An 18547-nucleotide genomic window follows, 5' to 3' on the forward strand; every position below is an offset into this window, starting at 1 on the left:
CGCGCGAGGGCGCTGCGCGGGTAGGGTCTGCACGCCCGTCCGGGCGCGAGCGAGGGAGGGGGTGCGAGCGTGGAGCAGCTGGTCGTGGACCGGGTCAGGGACCTGGTGGTCGAGATCGTGCGGCTGGACCCCGACGTACCCCTGCCGTCCTACGCCCACCCCGGCGACGCGGGCTGCGACCTCGTCACCACGGTCGATGTCGAGCTCGGGCCCGGTGAGCGCGCGCTGGTGCCGACCGGCATCGCGGTGGCGCTGCCCGAGGGCTACGCCGGTTTCGTGCACCCTCGCAGCGGCCTCGCCGCGCGGCACGGCGTCTCGATCGTCAACGCCCCGGGCACCATCGACGCCGGTTACCGCGGTGAGATCCAGGTCTGCCTGGTCAACCACGACCCGCACCAGCGGGTGGTGCTGGCCCGCCTCGACCGGGTCGCGCAGCTGGTCGTGCAGCGGGTCGAGCACGTCGCCTGGCGCGAGGCCGAGACGCTGTCCGACAGCGTCCGGGGTGCGGGTGGCCACGGCTCCACGGGGCTGGGGCAGGGACAGGGTCGGGCAGAGCAGGACGTCCAGCAGGAGCACAGGGAGTGAGCGTGTTCGGTCGCAAGAAGCAGGTCACCTTCGAGCCGGTCGACCCGGACGACTTCGTCGACGACCTCGACGAGGAGGACCGCGCGTTCGAGGACGCCGAGCTGCTCGCCGAGATCGAGCGGCTCGAGCGCGACGAGGCGCGGCAGTCCGTGCCCCGTCCGCAGGGTCCGTGGGACGCCCACGACGCGCCGGAGCGGCCGGCCGACCAGCCGCTGCTCGACCTCGGCGGCCTGCTCGTGCCGGTGCCGCCGGACTGCGAGGTGCGCGTCGACGTCAGCCCCGAGGGCGAGGTCGTCGCGGCGACCGTCGTGCGGGGCGAGTCGGCGCTGCAGGTCAACGCCTTCGCCGCTCCCAAGACCGAGGGCATCTGGGGCGAGGTCCGCGCCGAGATCGCTGAGGCGCTCAGTGGCGGTGGCGGCCGCGCGGAGGTCGCCGACGGGCCCTTCGGTCCCGAGCTGCGTGCCGCGGTCCCGACGGAGGTGCCGGGCCAGGGCGTCGTGCTCGCCGACGCGCGCTTCCTCGGCGTCGACGGCCCGCGCTGGTTCCTGCGTGGCCTCATCACCGGTCCTGCGGCCACCGACAGCGCCCTCGCTGCACCGCTCGAGGGCGCGCTGCGCGACATCGTCGTGGTGCGCGGCAACGACCCGATGGCGGTGCGTGACGCGCTGCCGCTGCGGCTGCCGCGCGACGTCCAGGACCAGGCCGCCGCTGAGTTGGGCGACGGGCTCGCCGATGACGCGTCGGACGCCTCCTCGGACGCCGGACCGTCGAGTGGCCACGCCGAGCGCATCGACAGCGACTCGCCCGGCGGGCTCGCGATGCCCGAGCGGGGTCCGGAGATCACCGAGATCCGCTAGCCGCCCTGGCCTACGCTGGGCGATGTGAGCACCAGCCCCGGTCGTCTGAAGCGCGCCCTCACCCGCCTCACCGCGGACCCCGAGGACCTTGCCGCCGCCGACCTGCAGCAGGACGTCGTGTCCGCGGGCGCGACCTCGGTGAGCACCTGCCGGGTCGGTCAGCCGGTCTGCGTCGCGGGCACGCTGCGCCAGGTGGTCCTGCGCCCGCGCGCGGGAGTGCCAACGCTCGAGGCCGAGGTCTACGACGGCTCCGGCACGGTCACGCTCGTCTGGCTGGGCCGCCGCCGCATCGGTGGCATCGAGCCGGGCCGCTCCCTCGTGGCGCGCGGACGGCTCACCATGCACGACGGCCGCCCGACGATCTACAACGCCGCCTACGAACTCAAGCCCGCCAGTGCCTGAGGACCGCACGGCCCCACCGGCCCCGACGACCAGCACCTTCGCTGAGGCCATCGGAGGCACCCGGGGCGTCATCGACAGCGCGCTGCCGGCGACGGCCTTCGTGCTCACCCGGCTCGCCACCGACAGCCTCAACACGGCGATCGTGGTCGCGCTCGTCGTCGGCGTCGGGCTGCTCGCCTTGCGCACCCGCCGCGGCGAGCCGCTCACCCAGGTGTGGAGCGGCTTCTTCGGTCTGGTCATCGCGGTGCTCTTCGCCCGCGCGACCGGCACCGGGGAGGGCTTCTTCATCCCCGGGATCATCATGACCGGTCTGACCGGCGTCGGGTTCACTGTCTCGCTGCTGGTCGGCCGACCGGCCGTCGGACTGGTCCTGGCCGCCTTCGACGAGAAGTACGCCGGTTGGCGGGACCACCCCGGACTGTTCCGCGCCTGCCAGCTGGCCACTGCCGTCTGGACGGTCACCTTCTTCATCCGCGCGGGAGTCGCTGAAACCGTGCGCCGCGGTGAGGGTGACAACGACGGCCAGTTGTTCCTCGTCATCAACGTCGTGAAGTACGCCTGCATCGCGGTCGCCGCGGTCGTGTCGGTGGTGCTGGTCCGGCGCTCCGGTTTCACCGCGCCGCAGCCCGCCGTGGACGACGACGCCCTTGTCGAACCGGCAGCGGAGCCCGACCCCCACTGACCGGTAGGTGGGCGCACCCCGAACCGCGCGTCCCGACCGGCCCGCCCCGGGATGTGGCGATCATGCGAGCGTGACGGCGCGGGGGTGATCGCCACATCTGCGCCACGGGCCGTCGTCGCTGCGGCCTCGCCCAGGGGATGTGGCGATCATGCGAGCGTGGCCCCGCGCGGGTGATCGCCACATCCGCGTGAGGCGGCCGGCGGGACGGGTCCCGGAGCCCGCTGAGCGCCCGCGACGGGGGCGCGTCGGTCAGCGCACCTTGCCGCCGAGCAGGCGGTCGAGCTCCTCCTCGACCTCGGACGTCGCGACGAGGAGCAGCTCGTCGCCGCCCTCCATCGCGATGTCCGGACCCGGCAGGATGACCCGGCCGTCACGCAGGATCGCGACGAGCGCGGAGTCCTGCGGCCAGGGCGTCTCCCCGACCAGCGAGCCGACCAGCGGGGCGTCCTTGGCGAGGGTGAGCTCGACGAGGTTCGCGCCGCCCTGGCGGAAGGTCAGCAGCCGGACGAGGTCGCCGACCGACACCGCCTCCTCGACCACGGCGGCGAGCAGGCGCGGGCTCGACACCGAGACGTCGACGCCCCAGGACTCGTTGAACAGCCACTCGTTCTTCGGGTGGTTGACCCGTGCGACGACGCGGTCCACACCGAACTCCGTCTTGGCGAGCAGCGACACGACCAGGTTGACCTTGTCGTCGCCGGTGGCCGCCACGACGACGTCGCAGGCGTCGAGGCGGGCCTGCACCAGGGTGTCGAGCTCGCAGGCGTCGGCGAGCAGCCACTCGGCGGCCGGGACGGTGTCGAGCTTCATGGCCCGGGGGTCGCGCTCGACGAGCAGCACCTCGTGACCGTTGCCGAGCAGCTCGGCGGCGATGGAGCGACCGACGTTGCCGGCCCCGGCGATGGCGACGCGCATCAGTGGTCCCCTGCCATGGGGGCGGCGGCCATGACGGCCGCGACCCGGTCGATGTCGTCGGTGCGCATCACGGCGTGGAGCAAATCGCCCTCCTGCAGCACGGTGTCGGGGCCGGGCAGCAGGCCGTCGCCGAGCCGGGTGAGCATCGCGACGCGGGCGCCGCTCGCGGCCTCGGCCGCCGTGACCCGGTGCCCGATCCACTGCGGGGCGAAGGCGATCTCGGCGAGCACGATGGCGCCGCTGGGGTCGCGCCACTCGGTCGCCGCGCCGGCGGGAAGCAGCCGCCGGATGACCTGGTCGGCGGTCCAGCGCACGGTCGCGACCGTGGGGATGCCGAGCTTCTGGTAGACCTCGGCGCGGCGCGCGTCGTAGATGCGGGCGACGACGTTGTCGATGCCGAAGGTCTCGCGGGCGACCCGCGCGGCGATGATGTTGGAGTTGTCGCCCGAGCTCACCGCCGCGAAGGCGTCGGCCCGCTCGATGCCGGCCTCGACGAGGGTGTCGCGGTCGAATCCGACGCCCGTCACGCGGCTGCCGGAGAAGCTGCTCGACAGCCGGCGGAAGGCGCCCGCGTCGCGGTCGATCACCGCCACCGAGTGGTCGAGCGCCTCGAGGCTCTTGGCCAGCGCGGAGCCGACGCGTCCGCATCCCATGATCACCACATGCACGGGGAGTGACGCTACACGCGCGGCGCGGGCGGAGCGGGAGCGTCTGCGTCGTACGCTCTGCCCTCGTGGCCCGTCCCGGTGATGTCCTCAAGCGCGTCTTCCTCGGCAGGGCGCTCGCCAGCAACCGCCTCGGCGAGACGCTGCTCCCCAAGCGGATCGCGCTGCCGGTCTTCGCGAGCGACGCGCTGTCGTCGGTGGCCTACGCACCGGACGAGATCTTCCTGACCCTGTCGATCGCGGGCCTCGCGGCGTACTCCTTCTCCTGGAAGGTCGGCCTCGCGGTCGTCGTCGTGATGCTGACCGTGGTGGCGTCCTACCGGCAGAACGTGCACGCCTACCCGAGCGGCGGCGGCGACTACGAGGTCGCCACGGTCAACCTCGGCCCGAAGTGGGGGCTGACGGTCGCGGCCGCCCTGCTCGTCGACTACACGCTGACCGTGGCGGTGTCGATCTCGGCAGGGGTGCAGAACGCCAGTTCCGTCATCCCGTCGGTCGAAGGCCACGAGGTCTCGCTCGCGATGGGGCTGATCGCGTTCCTCACCGCGATCAACCTGCGCGGCATCCGGGAGTCGGGGGCGGCCTTCGCCATCCCGACGTACGGCTTCATGATCGCCATCATCGGTATGACGGCCTACGGGCTGTTCCAGAAGGCGACCGGTGACCTCGCCCGGGCCGAGAGCGCGCAGTACACGATCGCCGCCGAGCACGGCTTCACCGAGGGCTTCATGGGGCTCGGGGCGGCGTTCCTGCTGCTGCGGACCTTCTCCTCCGGCTGCGCCGCGCTGACCGGGGTCGAGGCGATCAGCAACGGCGTCCCGTCGTTCCAGAAGCCGAAGTCGAAGAACGCCGCGACCACGTTGCTGCTGATGGGCACGATCGCCGTCACCATGCTGATGGGCATCATCAAGCTCGGTGACTGGACAGGCATCCGCTTCGCCGAGAACCCCGAGGAGCAGCTGCTGCTCGACGGCGTCCCCGTGGGTGCGGGCTTCAGCCAGGAGACCGTGATCGCGCAGCTCGCGCAGACCGTCTACGGCGAGGGAGTCATCGCCTTCGCCACCGTGGCGTTCACGGTCGTGATCCTGGTGCTGGCCGCCAACACGGCCTACAACGGCTTCCCCGTCCTCGGCTCGATCCTGGCCCGCGACGGCTTCCTGCCGCGCCAGCTCCACACGCGTGGCGACCGGCTCGCCTACAGCAACGGCATCGTGCTGCTGGCAGCGTTCGCCGCACTGCTCGTCGTGGCGTACGACGCGAAGGTCACCTCGCTCATCCAGCTCTACATCGTGGGCGTCTTCATCTCGTTCAACCTCAGCCAGGCCGGCATGATCCGGCACTGGAACCGCCACCTGCGGTCCGAGACCGACCCTGCCGCGCGTGCCCGCATGAAGCGCTCGCGGGCGATCAACTCCTTCGGCCTGGCCATGACGGCGGTCGTGCTCGTCGTCGTCCTCATCACGAAGTTCACCCAGGGAGCCTGGATCGCGCTCGTCGCGATGGGCGTCCTCTACGTGCTCATGCGCGGGATCAAGGGCCACTACGACCGGGTCCGCACCGAGCTGGCTCCGCCCGACGAGGTCATGGCGCAGCCGTCCCGCAACCACGCGGTGGTCCTGGTGTCGAAGATCCACGCCCCGACGCTGCGCGCGCTGGCCTACGCCAAGGCGACCCGACCGCACGACATCACCGCGCTGACCGTGTCGGTCGACAAGGAGGAGTCCGAGCGGCTGCTGGCCGAGTGGGACGCCCGCGGCATCGACATCCCGCTGACCATCATCGACTCGCCCTTCCGCGAGGTGACCCGGCCCGTCCTCGACTACGTGCGCAGGATCCGCCTGGACTCGCCGCGCGACGTGGTCAGCGTCTACATCCCGGAGTACGTCGTCGGGCACTGGTGGGAGCAGCTGCTCCACAACCAGAGCGCCCTGCGGCTCAAGGGTCGGCTGCTCTACCAGCCCGGTGTGATGGTCACCTCTGTGCCGTGGCAGCTCGAGTCGTCGGAGCGCCGCAAGGACGACGACCTGGAGCTGCGGTGACCCGCCCGTGATCGTCGAGGTCGGCGCCCCCGCAGCCGGGGGCTCGTTCGTCGCGCGCGCCGACGACGGCCGGGTGGTCTTCGTCCGGCACGCGCTGCCGGGGGAGCGAGTCCGGGTCGAGATCACCGGTGAGGCCAAGGCGTTCCTGCGCGCCGACGCCGTCGAGGTCCTCGAGCCCTCACCCGACCGGGTCGAGGCGCCCTGTCCCTTCGCGGGGCCGGGGCGCTGCGGCGGGTGCGACTACCAGCACGTCACCCTCGCCGCGCAGCGCCGCATCAAGGCGCTGCTCGTCGAGGAGCAGCTGCGGCGGCTCGCCGGCGTGGAGCGCACGGTCGTGGTCGAGGGGCTGTCAGACGACGCCCTCGGCTGGCGCAGCCGGGTCTCCTTCGCGGCCGACGGGGACGGCCGGCTCGGCCTGCACCGCCACCGCAGCGACGAGCTCGTCCTGGTCGACCGCTGCCTCATCGCCGACCCAGCAGTCTCCGAGGCCGTCACGGCGACCTGGCCCGGCGCGGCGTCCGTCGAGGTCGCGGTCGAGGGCTCGCAGCGGGTCGCGACCGTGCAGGCGCGCGGTCGCACGGGCGTCACCGTGCCCGACCTCGACACCGGCGTCGTCCTCAACGGCAGGCCGGTCGCCGTCCCTCACGGGCTGCGCCACGAGGTCCTCGGCCGCTCCTTCGAGGTGTCCGCGGGCGGCTTCTGGCAGGTGCACCCGCTCGCCGCGACCGCCCTTGCACAGGCCGTCCTCGACGGTCTCGACCCGCAGCCCGGCGAGAGCGTCGCCGACCTCTACGCCGGGGCGGGGCTGTTCGCCGCGCTGCTCGGCGAGCGGGTCGGTCCGACCGGCTCGGTGACCGCTGTCGAGGGCGACCCCCGGGCCTGCGCCGACGCGTCCCGCAACACCGCCGACCAGCCGTGGGTGCGGATCCGCACGACCCCGGTGACGGCCGCCCTGGTGACGGGGCTGCGCGCTGACCTCGTCGTGCTCGACCCGCCGCGGGCCGGCGCCGGTCTCGACGTGACGCGCGCACTGGCGGCCTCACCCGCCCGCGCGCTGGTCTACGTCGCCTGCGACCCGGCGTCGTTCGCGCGCGACCTCGCGGTGCTGCGCGAGGCAGGGTGGGAGCTCGCGGACCTGCGGGCCCTGGACCTCTTCCCCATGACCGAGCACGTGGAGCTCGTGGCGGTCCTGCGGCGCTGACGCGTCAGCGGGCCGGGAGCAGCACCCGCAGCGCTCCCGGCCGCACGGTCACCGTGCAGGGCAGCGACGCGACAGGGTCGCCATCGGCGAAGACCCGGAACGGGCGGTCGGCGTCGAGCCGCACCTCCCGGGCGCGGGTGACCGACACCGACTCCTCGTGGACGTGGGTGCCGGAGAAGACCTTCGGCAGCGACCGCAGGAAGCGCAGGCGCGAGGTCGCCGACGTGGACACGACGTCGAGCAGGCCGTCGGTGACCGAGGCATCGGGGGCGAGCTTCATGCCGCCGCCGTAGACACCCGTGTTGGCCACCGCCACGGACCAGCCGCGGACCTCGAGCGGGGCGCCGTCGACCGTGCACGAGAAGGTCGCGGGTCGCCATGAGGCGACGGTGGCGAGCGAGCCGTAGAGGTAGACCAGCTGACCCAGCGGAAGGCGGCTGGTGAGGACCCGCTCCTGCACGTCGCTGTCGAAGCCGACCGACGCGATGCCGATGAAGGCGGTGCCGTCGACGTCGCCGAGGTCGATGCGGGTCTCGACCCCCGTCAGCATCGCCGCGCAGGCAGCGGTGACGTCGCGCGGGATGCCGACGGACCGGGCGAAGTCGTTGCCGCGCCCGCCGGGCAGCACCCCGAGGACGCCGTCGGCTGCCGCGACCGCGCCGGCGACCCGCCCGACGATGCCGTCGCCGCCCATCGCGACGACGACGCGGTCGTCGGCCACGGCCTCGGCGGCGAGCGCCTCGGCGTGCTCGAGCGAGCGGGTCGGTGTGACCCGCAGGTCGTGACCGGCCAGTGTGGCCTCGACCGCCGGGAGCAGTCGGGTCGCGCGCCCCCCGCCCGCGGCCGGGTTGACCACCAGCTGCAGCCGCATCACGCCTCCGGGAGGAGCTTGCCGGGGTTGAGCACCCCAGCGGGGTCGAGCACCGCCTTGACCGCCCGCAGGACCTCGACCCCGAGCGCCCCGACCTCGTCGACGAGGTGCGCCCGGTGGTCGGTGCCGACCGCGTGGTGGTGGGTGATGGTGGCACCTGTGGCCACGATCGCCGCGCAGGCGTCGTCCTTGGCACGCTGCCACTGCCCGACCGGGTCGGTGTCGGACTGCCGCGCGAGGACCGTGAAGTAGAGCGAGGCGCCGTGCGGGTAGACGTGGCTGACGTGGCACATGACGACCGGGCCGGGGCCGGTGCCGCTGCCCGACAGGCTGTCGGTGAGAGCCGCGCGCACCGCGTCCCAGGTCTGCGCAAGCCGCGACCAGGTCGCGGAGGTCTCCAGGGTCTCGACCAGCACACCGGCGTCGAGCAGGTCGTCGCGCAGGTAGGGCCCCTCGAAGCGTCCGTGGGCCCAGCGCTCACCCACTGACGCACCGACCGCCTGGCCGCCGTGCCGTCGTACGACGCCAAGAGCGGCGCTGCGTCGGCGCGCGACCTCGTCGGCGGGCCCGTCCCACCCGAGGACCGCGAGGCAGCCCTGGCCGTAGCCGCGGGTCCGCAGGAACAGCCGGCCGGCTCGTCCCTTCAGGCCCCCGGTGCCGGCGAGCGCGAGCTGGACCCGTGTCTCGTCGGGGTCGGACAGTCGCAGCACGTCGGGGGCCAGGCCGGTCTGCTCGAGCTCGCGCAGGGCGGCGGTCCCCTCGGCCCAGCTGCGGAAGAAGGCCCCCTCGAAGCGCTGCGTCTCGGGCCGACGGCGGACCTTCAGCTCGACCTCGGTGATGACGCCGAAGGCCCCCTCGGAGCCCACGACCAGCGCCCGCAGGTCGGGTCCCGCGGCCGACGCCGCGCCGCGGCCGAGCCGGAGCTCGCCCGCGGGGGTCTGCACGACGAGGGACACGACGAGGTCGTCGAAGCGGCCGTAGCCGCTGGAGGCCTGGCCGGCGCTGCGGGTGGCGGCGTAGCCCCCGATCGAGGCGTGCTCGTAGGACTGCGGGAAGTGGCCGAGGGTGAGGCCGTGGGCCTGGAGCAGCCGCTCGGCCGCGGGCCCCCGCAGCCCCGGCTGGAAGACCGCGGTCAGGGAGTCCTGGTCGACCGACAGGAGGCGGTCGAGGCGGCGCAGGTCGAGGGCCACGACGGCGGCGAAGCGGCCGCGCAACGGGCTCACCCCGCCCACCACCGAGGTGCCGCCACCGAAGGGCACGACCGCGACGGCGTGCTGCGCGCACAGCCGCAGCACCGTCGCGACCTCCTCGGCGGTGCCGGGCAGCACCACCGCGTCCGGAGCCGCGACCTCCCCGCCGGCACGCAGCCGCAGCAGGTCGAGGTAGCTCTTGCCCGCGGCGTGCAGCAGCCGGGTCGCGTCGTCGGTGGCCACGTGGGTCGCACCGACCGCGGCCGCGAGCGCCGCCCGGACGTCGTCGGGGAGCCGGCCCGGGGTGGCGGTGACCGGTGCGGGTGCGGAGGGTCGGCCGGGACCGACCTCCTTGGCCAGCCAGGTGGCGGCGTGCGCCGGCAGGCCGGTCCTGCGCGCCGGGTCGCCCCAGCCGGTGAGGGTCATGTCCGTCGTCATGGGTTACAGTGTGACACATGACGTCAGACCGTCACACCGACCTGCTGCTCGCTGCGGCCCACGACTGCGTCATGGACGTGGGCCTCAAGCGCACGACGCTGGCCGACGTCGCCCGCCGCGCAGGGGTCAGCAGGATGACCGTCTACCGCCAGTGGGGCGACCTGGAGGCGATCGTCAGCGCCCTGCTCACCTCCGAGCTGGTCGCGCTGGTGCAGGAGTGCGGCGCGGCCGTGCAGGCGCTGCCCACCGCGCGCGAGCGCCTCGTCGAGGCCGGCGTGCGGACCGTCGAGCAGCTCGTCCACCACCCGCTCTACCGCCGGGTCCTCGACCTCGACCCGGAGCTGCTGCTGCCGCTCGTCGTCGACCGCTTCGGCTCCACGCAGCGCGCGGTGATCGCGCTGGTGGCGGAGCAGGTGGCGCAGGGCCAGCGCGACGGCAGCGTCCGCGAGGGCGACCCCGGCCTGCTGGCCACCTGCCTGCTGCTCACCGCGCAGTCGTTCGTCTTCAGCGCCCGCGTCGTCGAGTCCGACCACAAGGCCGACGCGGTGGGGGCCGAGCTGCGGCTGCTGCTCGACGGCTACCTGCGACCGGGGGCGGCGACATGATCGGGGGTGCCGGGCGGCTGACCGCGGCGACCCGAGCGCAGGCGCTCGACGCGCTGACCTCGGAGGTCGTCGACGTGCTCGTCGTCGGAGGCGGTGTCACCGGCACAGGGATCGCCCTCGACGCCGCCTCGCGCGGGCTGTCGGTCGCGCTGGTCGAGAAGTCCGACCTCGCTCACGGCACCAGCCGCTGGTCGTCGAAGCTGGTCCACGGCGGGCTGCGCTACCTCGCGTCCTACGACTGGGACCTCGTGCTCGAGAGCGCCCGCGAGCGTCACGTCCTGCTCACCCGCACCGCCCCGCACCTCGTGCGGCCGCTGCCGATGGTCGTGCCGCTGTCGGTCGACGTGCCGCGCCGCGACGCGCTGCTCATCGATGTCGGGCAGCGCCTGGCGGAGGGGTTCCGACTGTGGGCCGGGACCAGGCCCCGGCACCTGCCCCGACCGAGCCGGATGTCGGTCGAGCAGACCGTGCGGGCGCTGCCGGCGGTCCGCCGGGACGGCCTGCGGGGTGGCCTGTGCAACTGGGACGGCCAGCTCGAGGACGACGCCCGGCTGGTCGTCGCGCTCGCCCGCACGGCCGCGGCCCACGGAGCCCGGATCGTCACGCGGGCCCGGGCCGAGTCCGTCGACGGCACGGGGGCCACGGTCGTCGACGAGCTGACCGGGGCCACGCTGCGGATCGCCGCGCGCCACGTCGTCAACGCCACCGGGGTCTGGGCCGACGTGCTCTCGCCCGGCACCCGGCTCGCGCCGTCCAAGGGCACCCACGTCGTGCTGCCGGCGGCGGTGCTCGGCCATCCCACCGCGGCCATGACCGTGCCGGTGCCGGGCGAGAGCAACCGCTACGTCTTCGCGCTCCCGCACGGCGACGGCATCGTGCACGTCGGTCTGACCGACGACCCGATCGCGTCGGTCCCCGACGTGCCACGGGCCGAGGAGCACGAGATCCGCTTCCTGCTGGAGGTCCTGTCCCACGGCCTGGAGGTGCCGCTGTCGCGCAGTGACGTCATCGGCTCCTTCGCCGGGGTGCGCCCACTGCTCGCCGGCGCTGAGGGGCCGACCGCCGACCTGTCGCGCCGTCACGCCGTGGTGCGCGGCGACCACGGGGCCTGGACCGTGCTGGGCGGCAAGCTCACGACCTACCGACGGATGGCGCAGGACGCCGTCGACCTGCTCACCGACGCCCCCTGCCGCACCGCCGACCTGCCGCTGCTCGGAGCCGTGGGCAGCGCGCCCGCGGGGGTCCCGGCCCGGCTGGTGCGTCGCTACGGCGCAGAGGCGGGCGACGTGGCGGCGCTCGCCGGCGCGGACGGGTCGCTGCTGGAGCCGGTCGCCCCCGGCGTACCCGTCCTGGGGGTGGAGCTGGTCTGGGGCGTCGTGGCCGAGGGAGCGCTCGACGTCGAGGACCTGCTCGAGCGCCGCACCCGGCTCTCGCTCGTCGACGGCTGGGCAGAGGCAGGTCGTCCGGCGGCAGAGCGCGCCCTGGCGGAGACCGCGGTCAGTCGCTGAGCGCCGGCACCCGCCAGCGCAGGAAGGGCACCCGCTCGAGCAGGGCCGTGCCGGCGCGCTGCACGGCGATGGCGTCGCGGGTGACCAGCCAGCTCCACAGGTCGGCGGAGCCGGGCTCGCGACGGGCGATGAAGGCGACGCGCCGCTGCGGCCCGCAGGCGACGAGCGCCCACTCCTGCGCCAGTGCGTCGTCGCCGCGCAGCGGCACCGTGGCGGGCTCGGAGAGGGTGTGCGCTCCCGTCGGGGGGACGGAGCGGGGCATATCCGGACCGAGCAGGACGACGCGGGCGCCGGTGGTGACGAGCTGCTGCATCGAGGCCAGCAGCTCCGCCGGCACGGCCCCGCGGGTCGGTAGGACGACCAGGGCCATCGCGGTGCCTGGCAGCAGCGCGGAGGTCTCCACGGAGCGGAAGCGCCCGGCGAGCACCTCGCGGGTCGCCGGCGGGTGGACGTCGTCGGGCACGGCGCGGGCCGCGCGCCCGTAGACCGAGGTGGTCGGGGCGGGGGCACGTGTGGCCGTCTCCGGCGCCTTCAGTGCCTGCACGGCAGCGCGCAGCGCGGCAGCGTGCTCCTCGACGGTCCCCCCGGACATGTCGTCTCCTCGTCTCAGCCGTCACCCAGGTCAGGGGGGACGGTCACGGTCACGTCATCGACAGGTCGGGCAGACTCCTTGACGTGTCCGGGCGTGATCGTGATCTGGTGCCGCCGGACTGGCCCGTCGAGGTGCTGCCGCCGCAGGCACCGGACTGGGAGCGGAGCGCGGTGGCCTGGCTGTTCGACCTCTGCCCTCCCGACTACCGCGCCCACGAGGTGCTGCGGGCCCACCCCGTGGTCCTGGCGCGGTTCGCCGCCGGTCACGTCGCCGCGGCCGTCCAAGCGGCGCGCGACGGGATCGCGACTGCTCGCGCCGACCTGCGCGGCGTGGTGCCGCCCGACGTGGTCGAGGCCGCGCTCGCGGCCTACGACAGGGAGGGTCGCCGGCTGGTGCGGGCCGGGCGGCAGGTGGCGCTGGTCGACGCGGCGTTGCGCGGCGAGCGCTGGGTGCCCCGCCTGTAGCCGATCCGCACGGCCCCCGTGTGCGAACGCTGTGTGGACCTCGTGTGCCGGCGCGCCGCGTCGGGCCGCCGCGTCTAGGCTCGACCCCATGGAGGACGGCGTGCAGGACCCCACCGGAGCGGACGCATGAGCCTGCTCGAGGGCGTGAGCTCCCCGGCTGACCTCAAGCGCCTGCCGGCCGACCAGCTGCCGCTGCTCGCGGCGGAGATCCGCGACCTCATGGTCGACGCGGTCTCGCGCACCGGCGGCCACCTCGGCCCGAGCCTCGGCGTCGTGGAGACCACGCTCGCGCTGCACCGGGTCTTCGACTCGCCGCGCGACAAGGTCCTCTGGGACACGGGGCACCAAGCCTACGTCCACAAGATCCTCACCGGCCGGGCCGACCGCTTCGACACGCTGCGCCGCCGCGGTGGGCTGTCGGGCTACCCGTCGCGTGCCGAGTCCGAGCACGACCTGGTCGAGAACAGCCACGCCTCGACCGCGCTGTCCTACGCCGACGGCCTGTCCAAGGCCTACGCGCTGCGGGGTGAGAAGCGCCACGTCGTGGCCGTCGTCGGCGACGGCGCGCTCACCGGCGGCATGTGCTGGGAGGCGCTCAACAACATCGCGTCGGGGCACCTGCCGGTCGTCATCGTCGTCAACGACAACGGCCGCTCCTACTCACCGACCATCGGCGGGCTCGCCGAACACCTCGCGTCGCTGCGGATGACCCCGCAGTACGAGCAGGCCCTCGACGTCGTCAAGACCGTGCTCGCCAAGACACCGCTGGTCGGCCCGCCGCTCTACGAAGCGCTGCACGGCCTCAAGCGCGGACTCAAGGACCTGCTCCAGCCGCAGGTGCTCTTCGAGGACCTGGGCCTGAAGTACGTCGGACCCGTCGACGGTCACGACACCGCCGCGATGGAGTCGGCGCTGCGGCGCGCCAAGGACTTCGGCGGCCCGGTCATCGTGCACGCGGTCACGGTCAAGGGCTTCGGCTACCAACCGGCCGTCGACGACGAGGCGGACTGCCTGCACGCCGTCGGCCCCGGCACCGACCCGCTCACCGGCAAGGCGCTCGTCGCCGGCGCGCGGTCGTGGACCAACGTCTTCTCCGAGGAGGTCGTCGCGATCGGGGCCGAGCGCCCCGACGTCGTCGCGCTGACCGCCGCCATGCTCCAGCCGGTGGGGCTGCACGCCTTCTCGCAGGCCTACCCCGACCGCACCTTCGACGTCGGCATCGCCGAGCAGCACGCGGTCACCTCCGCGGCCGGGCTGGCGATGGGCGGCATGCACCCGCTGGTCTGCATCTACGCGACCTTCCTCAACCGGGCCTTCGACCAGGCGCTCATGGACGTCGCGCTGCACTCCCTGCCCGTCACCCTGGTCCTGGACCGCGCCGGCATCACCGGCGACGACGGGGCATCCCACAACGGCATGTGGGACCTCTCGATCCTGCAGGTCGTTCCCGGTCTGCGCATCGCCGCGCCGCGTGACGGCGCGACCCTGCGCGAGGCGCTGCGCGAGGCCGTCGCGGTCTCTGACGGCCCAACGGCCCTGCGCTTCCCCAAGGGCGCCGTCGGTGACGACATCCAGGCGCTGGAGCGCCGGGGCACCGTCGACGTCCTGCGCCAGGCCGCCCCCGCCGGTGACGTCCTGATCGTCGCGGTCGGCGCCACCGCCCGGATGGCGCTCGACGTCGCGGACCGCTGCGCCGACCAGGGCATCGGCGTCACCGTGGTCGACCCGCGTTGGGTGGCCCCCGTGCCCCCCGAGCTCGTCGCGCTGGCCGCCGCGCACCGCCTCGTCGTCACCGTCGAGGACGGCGGCCGGGTCGGCGGCGTCGGCACCCAGGTCGCCCAAGCCCTGTCTGATGCCGGCGTCGACGTCCCCACCCGCCAGGTCGGCATCCCGCGGCGCTTCCTCGACCACGGCACCCGGGCGGAGGTGCTCGTCGAGATCGGGCTCACCGCGCAGGACGTCGCACGCACCGTCGTCGAGACGATGGCGCGCCTCGAGCCGGAGTCCGCGGAGGTCCGGTCGTCCCTCGACGACGCCGACCAGCGCTGACCTACCGGTAGAGCACGTCCCTCACCCAGGGGGCGTCGGCCGCGGGGTCGCGCAGCACGACGTCAGCGGTGCCGCCCTCGGGCACCAGAGCGAGCTCGTCGGCGGTGATGAGCAGCGGTCGCGGGAAGCCGCGGTCCTCGACAGGGGTGGCCGCCGCCGCCGCGGCCCCGAAGGCCGGGTCGATGAGGGCCAGACGGGTCCACCCGCGTCGTCGCATCGGCACGACGGCGGCCCCGAGCCCGCCCGCGTCGGCAGCGAGGGCGGCGCGCAGCGAGCGCGCGCCGAGCAACGTCACGACGTCGCAGTCCCCGAAGGGCTTGAGCTGCCCCTTCGCATCGAGCCGCACCCGCTCGGCCGCGAGGCCGCCGAGGTCCTCGAGGATCTGGCGGGCGCGGTCCCACTCGTGGGAGGGGTCGAGGCCGAGCGCGTCGAGGACCGGCACCGGCAGCAGCACCACGCGGTCCGGGTCGGCCGGGTCGAGGTCCACCGCCCCGAGTCCGAGGTCCAGCGCGTCGCCGAGCACCCGGTCGCGCACCCAGTCGAGGCCGGGGTGCAGCACGTGCTCCAGGGGCAGGCCGACGGGCCGGAGCCGCTCGCGCACGGCGTCCGCACCCCGGTCAGCGGCCCAGCGCCGAGCCAGCAGCCAGGCGGCCAGGCGGGTCCTGCCGGTGATGTGCTCCGGGTCGTGCCCTGCGAGCGCGCGACGGCACTCGCCCCAGGGCACCCACACGGTGGGGGAGCCGGGCAGCGTCACGCCGAGCTTGGCCGGCTCGATGTCGAGGTCGTGCAGGACGCTCACCGCGAGCACGCCGCGGCGCAGCTCGACGGGGCTGGGTGCCTGCATGCGTTGACGCTACCCGCGAAGCACACACCTGGCACCTGGCAGACGGGTGACTCACGGGGGCTTCACGGCTGCTCCACTAGCGTCGGTCCCGTGCGTGTTCTGGTGGTGGAGGACGAGCAGCCGCTCGCTGACGCGGTCGCCCGGGGGCTGCGTCGCGAGGGGATGGCCGTCGACGTCTCCTACGACGGAGACGACGGGCTGGAGAAGGCCCTCATGACGAGGTACGACGTCCTCGTGCTCGACCGGGACCTGCCCTCGAGGTCCGGCGACGACCTCCTGCGGGCCCTCGTCGCGGAGGGGGCGCTCACCCGGGTGCTCATGCTCACGGCCGCGACGGGGGTGCGCGACCGGGTCGGAGGGCTCGAGCTCGGCGCCGACGACTACCTCGGCAAGCCGTTCGCCTTCGAGGAGCTCGTCGCCCGGGTGCGTGCGCTGGGGCGCCGGGCGACCCCGCCCGCACCGCCCGTCCTCATCGGTCCGGGCGGGATCGTGGTCGACCCGGCCAAGCGCACCGCGACCCGCGACGGCGTCGACCTCGAGCTGACCCGCAAGGAGCTCGGGGTGCTCGAGGAGCTGCTGCGCGCCGACGGCGCGGTCGTGTCCAGCGAGGAGCTGCTCGAGCGGGTCTGGGACGAGCACGCCGACCCCTTCACCACCACGGTGCGGGTGACGGTCATGACCCTGCGCAAGAAGCTCGGGGACCCGCCGGTCATCACCACCGTCGTCGGCTCCGGCTACAAGGTCGGAGCATGACCAGTCGTACGACGCTGCGCTGGCGGCTGACGATCGTCTACGGCGCGGTGGCCGTCGCGGTCGGGGTTGTGCTGCTGCTGCTCGCGCTGCTGCTCGTGGACCGGGCGCTGTCGGGGGCGAAGGTCTCGGACCCGCGGCTGATCGTGCCGCTGGCAGACGGCCGTTCGCTGACCCTCGGGCAGTACCAGGACCTCCTGCGCCAGGACACCCTGGAGCGGCTGTTGCGCCAGGGCCTGCTGCTGCTCGCCCTCATCGGGCTCGCGGGCGTCGGGGTCGCCTACTACCTCGCCGGCCGGGTGCTCACGCCGCTGCAGCAGATCACCTCGACCGCCCGCCGGCTGTCGGCCGAGCAGCTCGACGCCCGCATCGGGCTCGGTGGTCCCGACGACGAGCTGAAGGAGCTGGCAGACACCTTCGACGCGATGCTCGAGCGCCTCGAGAAGGCCTTCGAGGCGCAGCGCCGCTTCGTCGCCGACGCCTCCCACGAGCTGCGCACCCCGCTCGCCGTCATGCGCACGGAGGTCGACGTGGCGCTGGCCGACCCGGCGGCCACGAAGGCCGACCTGCGGGCCGCGGCGCTCGTGGTCCGCGACGCCACCGAGCGCGCGGACCGGCTGCTCGAGAGCCTGCTGCTGCTGGCCCGCTCCGACCGGCTGTCGGTCGACGGCCTGCCGGTCACCGAGGTCGTCGACCTGCCGGCCGTGTGCGACGCGGCCCTCGCCGCGGTCGCGGTCGAGGTCAAGGCGAAGGGCCTGCAGGTCGCGGTGTCCCTCGCCCCCGCGGCGGTCCGCGGCGACGCCGGCCTGCTCGAGCGGCTGGCGGGCAACCTCGTCGAGAACGCCGTGCGCCACAACCTGCCCGGTGGGTGGGTCCGGGTCGACACCGGCACCGTCGACGGTCGGGCGCGCCTGCAGGTCGCGAGCACCGGCGCTGACGTGCCGTCGGACCAGGTCGAGGCGCTGTTCGAGCCCTTCCGCCGCCACGGCACGGCCCGCACAGCCCGCCGCGGGGCCGGCCTTGGCCTCGCCATCGTGCGGGCGGTCGCCACCGTCCACGGAGGCAGCGTGCACGCCGAGGCGCGGCCCGGCGGGGGTCTCGTCGTCACCGCTGACCTGCCCGCTGCCGCCGATCCTGCCCCCTGATCCGCCCCCCTGTTACGGCCCCCCGTAGTCACTCCGGGTCATCTTGCGCACGACTTGGCCGAATCGACTGCGGCCACCGCGGCGATCGCGAAGAGTCACCGGTGAGGGCGGCGCTCGCGTCGTCCCCGAGTCGGTGGGTGGCTGGTGATCCGAGGGGGGTCGCTGGTCACCCACCCCCGGACCGTCTGCGCGCTCTGAGGGGGGTGCGCAGCAGGTCACGGGGGGATGAGCGGCCGCGGGCCTCGTCGAGGCCCGCGGCGCCTCTCACCGCTAGCCCTAGCATCGGCCGCGTGGTGCAGCAGATCGTCACCGTCGTCACGCTCGGGGTCAGCGACGTCGCCCGCAGCCGCGGCTTCTACGCCGATGGCCTCGGTTGGCCGGTGGTGCTCGACGTACCCGGTGAGGTCTGCTTCCTGCAGGTCGGCCACGGCCTTGTGCTGTCCCTCTACTCCGCGGCCGACCAGGACCGCGACAGCGGGAGCGGCCCGTCGACGGGTCCGGGCAACGTCGTGCCGGCCTGCAACGTCGGCAGCGACGACGAGGTGCTGGCCCTCACCGAGCGGTTCCGGGACGCGGGCGCGACCGTCCTCGTCGAGCCCCGGCGGGCGGCCTGGGGCGGCTACTACGCGTTCTGCGCCGACCCGGACGGCATCCGCTGGGAGATCGCCCACAACGCGGGCCTCGTCACCGCCCCCGACGGGAGGGTGACGATCGGCCCCGCCTAGCGGCACTCACCGGGACGCAT

19 protein-coding genes are annotated in these 18547 nt (G+C 74.2%); 13 read left to right on the forward strand and 6 right to left on the reverse strand.

Features of this window, described 5'->3' with window-relative positions; genetic code table 11:
• Positions 1 to 69: 69 nt before the first annotated feature.
• Genes dut through Q8R60_09455 form a run of 4 tightly spaced genes read left to right on the forward strand, consistent with a single transcriptional unit; the run spans position 70 to position 2526 of the window.
• Entirely contained in the window at positions 70 to 585 is a 516-nt protein-coding gene (gene dut / locus Q8R60_09440; GenBank protein MDP3712694.1) for a dUTP diphosphatase, read from the forward strand.
• Entirely contained in the window at positions 582 to 1442 is an 861-nt protein-coding gene (locus tag Q8R60_09445) for a DUF3710 domain-containing protein (protein ID MDP3712695.1), read from the forward strand. Before dut ends, Q8R60_09445 begins: the two co-directional genes overlap by 4 nt.
• A 24-nt stretch (positions 1443 to 1466) precedes the next feature.
• Positions 1467 to 1844, forward strand: a complete 378-nt coding sequence (locus tag Q8R60_09450) for an OB-fold nucleic acid binding domain-containing protein (GenBank protein ID MDP3712696.1) — start codon at positions 1467 to 1469, stop codon at positions 1842 to 1844.
• Positions 1837 to 2526 (forward strand): DUF3159 domain-containing protein, encoded by a 690-nt coding sequence (locus Q8R60_09455; GenBank protein ID MDP3712697.1) that lies wholly within the window; start codon positions 1837 to 1839, stop codon positions 2524 to 2526. Before Q8R60_09450 ends, Q8R60_09455 begins: the two co-directional genes overlap by 8 nt.
• Positions 2527 to 2775: 249 nt before the next feature.
• On the opposite strand, the gene Q8R60_09460 is transcribed toward Q8R60_09455, so the two are convergent.
• Both Q8R60_09460 and Q8R60_09465 read right to left on the reverse strand, forming a co-directional pair.
• Positions 2776 to 3441: a TrkA family potassium uptake protein gene (locus Q8R60_09460; GenBank protein ID MDP3712698.1), complete on the reverse strand. Its 666-nt coding sequence runs from the start codon at positions 3439 to 3441 to the stop codon at positions 2776 to 2778.
• Positions 3441 to 4109, reverse strand: a complete 669-nt coding sequence (locus Q8R60_09465; protein ID MDP3712699.1) for a TrkA family potassium uptake protein — start codon at positions 4107 to 4109, stop codon at positions 3441 to 3443. Before Q8R60_09465 ends, Q8R60_09460 begins: the two co-directional genes overlap by 1 nt.
• A gap of 65 nt (positions 4110 to 4174) precedes the next feature.
• On the opposite strand from Q8R60_09465, the gene Q8R60_09470 reads away from it, so the two are divergent.
• Positions 4175 to 6145, forward strand: a complete 1971-nt coding sequence (locus tag Q8R60_09470) for an APC family permease (GenBank protein MDP3712700.1) — start codon at positions 4175 to 4177, stop codon at positions 6143 to 6145.
• A gap of 7 nt (positions 6146 to 6152) precedes the next feature.
• Complete coding sequence (locus Q8R60_09475; GenBank protein MDP3712701.1) at positions 6153 to 7346, forward strand: TRAM domain-containing protein; 1194 nt, start codon at positions 6153 to 6155, stop codon at positions 7344 to 7346.
• A gap of 4 nt (positions 7347 to 7350) precedes the next feature.
• Here the strand turns inward: Q8R60_09475 and Q8R60_09480 are convergent, their stop codons facing one another.
• The gene (locus tag Q8R60_09480) at positions 7351 to 8217 is read right to left on the reverse strand and encodes a diacylglycerol kinase family lipid kinase (protein ID MDP3712702.1); all 867 of its coding nucleotides are present in this window, start codon (positions 8215 to 8217) and stop codon (positions 7351 to 7353) included.
• Complete coding sequence (locus Q8R60_09485) at positions 8217 to 9845, reverse strand: FAD-binding oxidoreductase (protein ID MDP3712703.1); 1629 nt, start codon at positions 9843 to 9845, stop codon at positions 8217 to 8219. Before Q8R60_09485 ends, Q8R60_09480 begins: the two co-directional genes overlap by 1 nt.
• Before the next feature lie 17 nt (positions 9846 to 9862).
• Between Q8R60_09485 and Q8R60_09490 the strand changes: the two genes are divergently transcribed.
• Together Q8R60_09490 and Q8R60_09495 are read left to right on the forward strand one after the other, a co-directional pair.
• Complete coding sequence (locus Q8R60_09490) at positions 9863 to 10450, forward strand: TetR/AcrR family transcriptional regulator (GenBank protein MDP3712704.1); 588 nt, start codon at positions 9863 to 9865, stop codon at positions 10448 to 10450.
• A complete protein-coding gene (locus Q8R60_09495; GenBank protein ID MDP3712705.1) occupies positions 10447 to 11958 on the forward strand; it encodes a glycerol-3-phosphate dehydrogenase/oxidase in 1512 nt (503 codons plus the stop codon). Before Q8R60_09490 ends, Q8R60_09495 begins: the two co-directional genes overlap by 4 nt.
• Here Q8R60_09495 and Q8R60_09500 read toward each other — a convergent pair.
• Positions 11948 to 12550, reverse strand: a complete 603-nt coding sequence (locus tag Q8R60_09500) for a hypothetical protein (protein ID MDP3712706.1) — start codon at positions 12548 to 12550, stop codon at positions 11948 to 11950. The genes Q8R60_09495 and Q8R60_09500 overlap by 11 nt on opposite strands.
• A gap of 83 nt (positions 12551 to 12633) precedes the next feature.
• On the opposite strand from Q8R60_09500, the gene Q8R60_09505 reads away from it, so the two are divergent.
• Both Q8R60_09505 and dxs read left to right on the forward strand, forming a co-directional pair.
• A complete protein-coding gene (locus Q8R60_09505) occupies positions 12634 to 13014 on the forward strand; it encodes a hypothetical protein (GenBank protein ID MDP3712707.1) in 381 nt (126 codons plus the stop codon).
• A 126-nt stretch (positions 13015 to 13140) separates the two neighbouring features.
• Complete coding sequence (gene dxs / locus Q8R60_09510) at positions 13141 to 15063, forward strand: 1-deoxy-D-xylulose-5-phosphate synthase (GenBank protein ID MDP3712708.1); 1923 nt, start codon at positions 13141 to 13143, stop codon at positions 15061 to 15063.
• Between the two features lies 1 nt (position 15064).
• Here the strand turns inward: dxs and Q8R60_09515 are convergent, their stop codons facing one another.
• Positions 15065 to 15907, reverse strand: a complete 843-nt coding sequence (locus Q8R60_09515; protein ID MDP3712709.1) for a hypothetical protein — start codon at positions 15905 to 15907, stop codon at positions 15065 to 15067.
• A 90-nt stretch (positions 15908 to 15997) separates the two neighbouring features.
• Between Q8R60_09515 and Q8R60_09520 the strand changes: the two genes are divergently transcribed.
• The 3 genes from Q8R60_09520 to Q8R60_09530 all read left to right on the forward strand — a co-directional run bounded on the left by Q8R60_09520 (position 15998) and on the right by Q8R60_09530 (position 18527).
• On the forward strand, positions 15998 to 16660 hold the full coding sequence (locus Q8R60_09520; protein ID MDP3712710.1) for a response regulator transcription factor: 663 nt from the start codon (positions 15998 to 16000) through the stop codon (positions 16658 to 16660).
• Positions 16657 to 17802, forward strand: a complete 1146-nt coding sequence (locus Q8R60_09525; protein ID MDP3712711.1) for a HAMP domain-containing sensor histidine kinase — start codon at positions 16657 to 16659, stop codon at positions 17800 to 17802. Before Q8R60_09520 ends, Q8R60_09525 begins: the two co-directional genes overlap by 4 nt.
• Positions 17803 to 18092: 290 nt before the next feature.
• Positions 18093 to 18527 carry a VOC family protein gene (locus Q8R60_09530; protein MDP3712712.1) on the forward strand — a complete coding sequence of 145 codons (435 nt, stop codon included), beginning with the start codon at positions 18093 to 18095 and terminating at the stop codon, positions 18525 to 18527.
• Positions 18528 to 18547 lie beyond the last annotated feature (20 nt).

The sequence above is a fragment of the Mycobacteriales bacterium genome (assembly GCA_030697205.1).
GTDB lineage: Bacteria > Actinomycetota > Actinomycetes > Mycobacteriales > SCTD01 > JAUYQP01.

Excerpts from the sequence above, each read along its gene's own strand:
- Q8R60_09495 (MDP3712705.1), top strand. The coding sequence starts at position 10,447 with ATGATCGGGGGTGCCGGGCGGCTGACCGCGGCGACCCGAGCGCAGGCG.
- Q8R60_09460 (MDP3712698.1), bottom strand. The coding sequence starts at position 3,441 with ATGCGCGTCGCCATCGCCGGGGCCGGCAACGTCGGTCGCTCCATCGCC.
- dxs (MDP3712708.1), top strand. The coding sequence starts at position 13,141 with ATGAGCCTGCTCGAGGGCGTGAGCTCCCCGGCTGACCTCAAGCGCCTG.
- Q8R60_09515 (MDP3712709.1), bottom strand. The coding sequence starts at position 15,907 with ATGCAGGCACCCAGCCCCGTCGAGCTGCGCCGCGGCGTGCTCGCGGTG.
- Q8R60_09485 (MDP3712703.1), bottom strand. The coding sequence starts at position 9,845 with ATGACGACGGACATGACCCTCACCGGCTGGGGCGACCCGGCGCGCAGG.
- Q8R60_09500 (MDP3712706.1), bottom strand. The coding sequence starts at position 12,550 with ATGTCCGGGGGGACCGTCGAGGAGCACGCTGCCGCGCTGCGCGCTGCC.
- Q8R60_09490 (MDP3712704.1), top strand. The coding sequence starts at position 9,863 with ATGACGTCAGACCGTCACACCGACCTGCTGCTCGCTGCGGCCCACGAC.
- Q8R60_09480 (MDP3712702.1), bottom strand. The coding sequence starts at position 8,217 with ATGCGGCTGCAGCTGGTGGTCAACCCGGCCGCGGGCGGGGGGCGCGCG.
- Q8R60_09525 (MDP3712711.1), top strand. The coding sequence starts at position 16,657 with ATGACCAGTCGTACGACGCTGCGCTGGCGGCTGACGATCGTCTACGGC.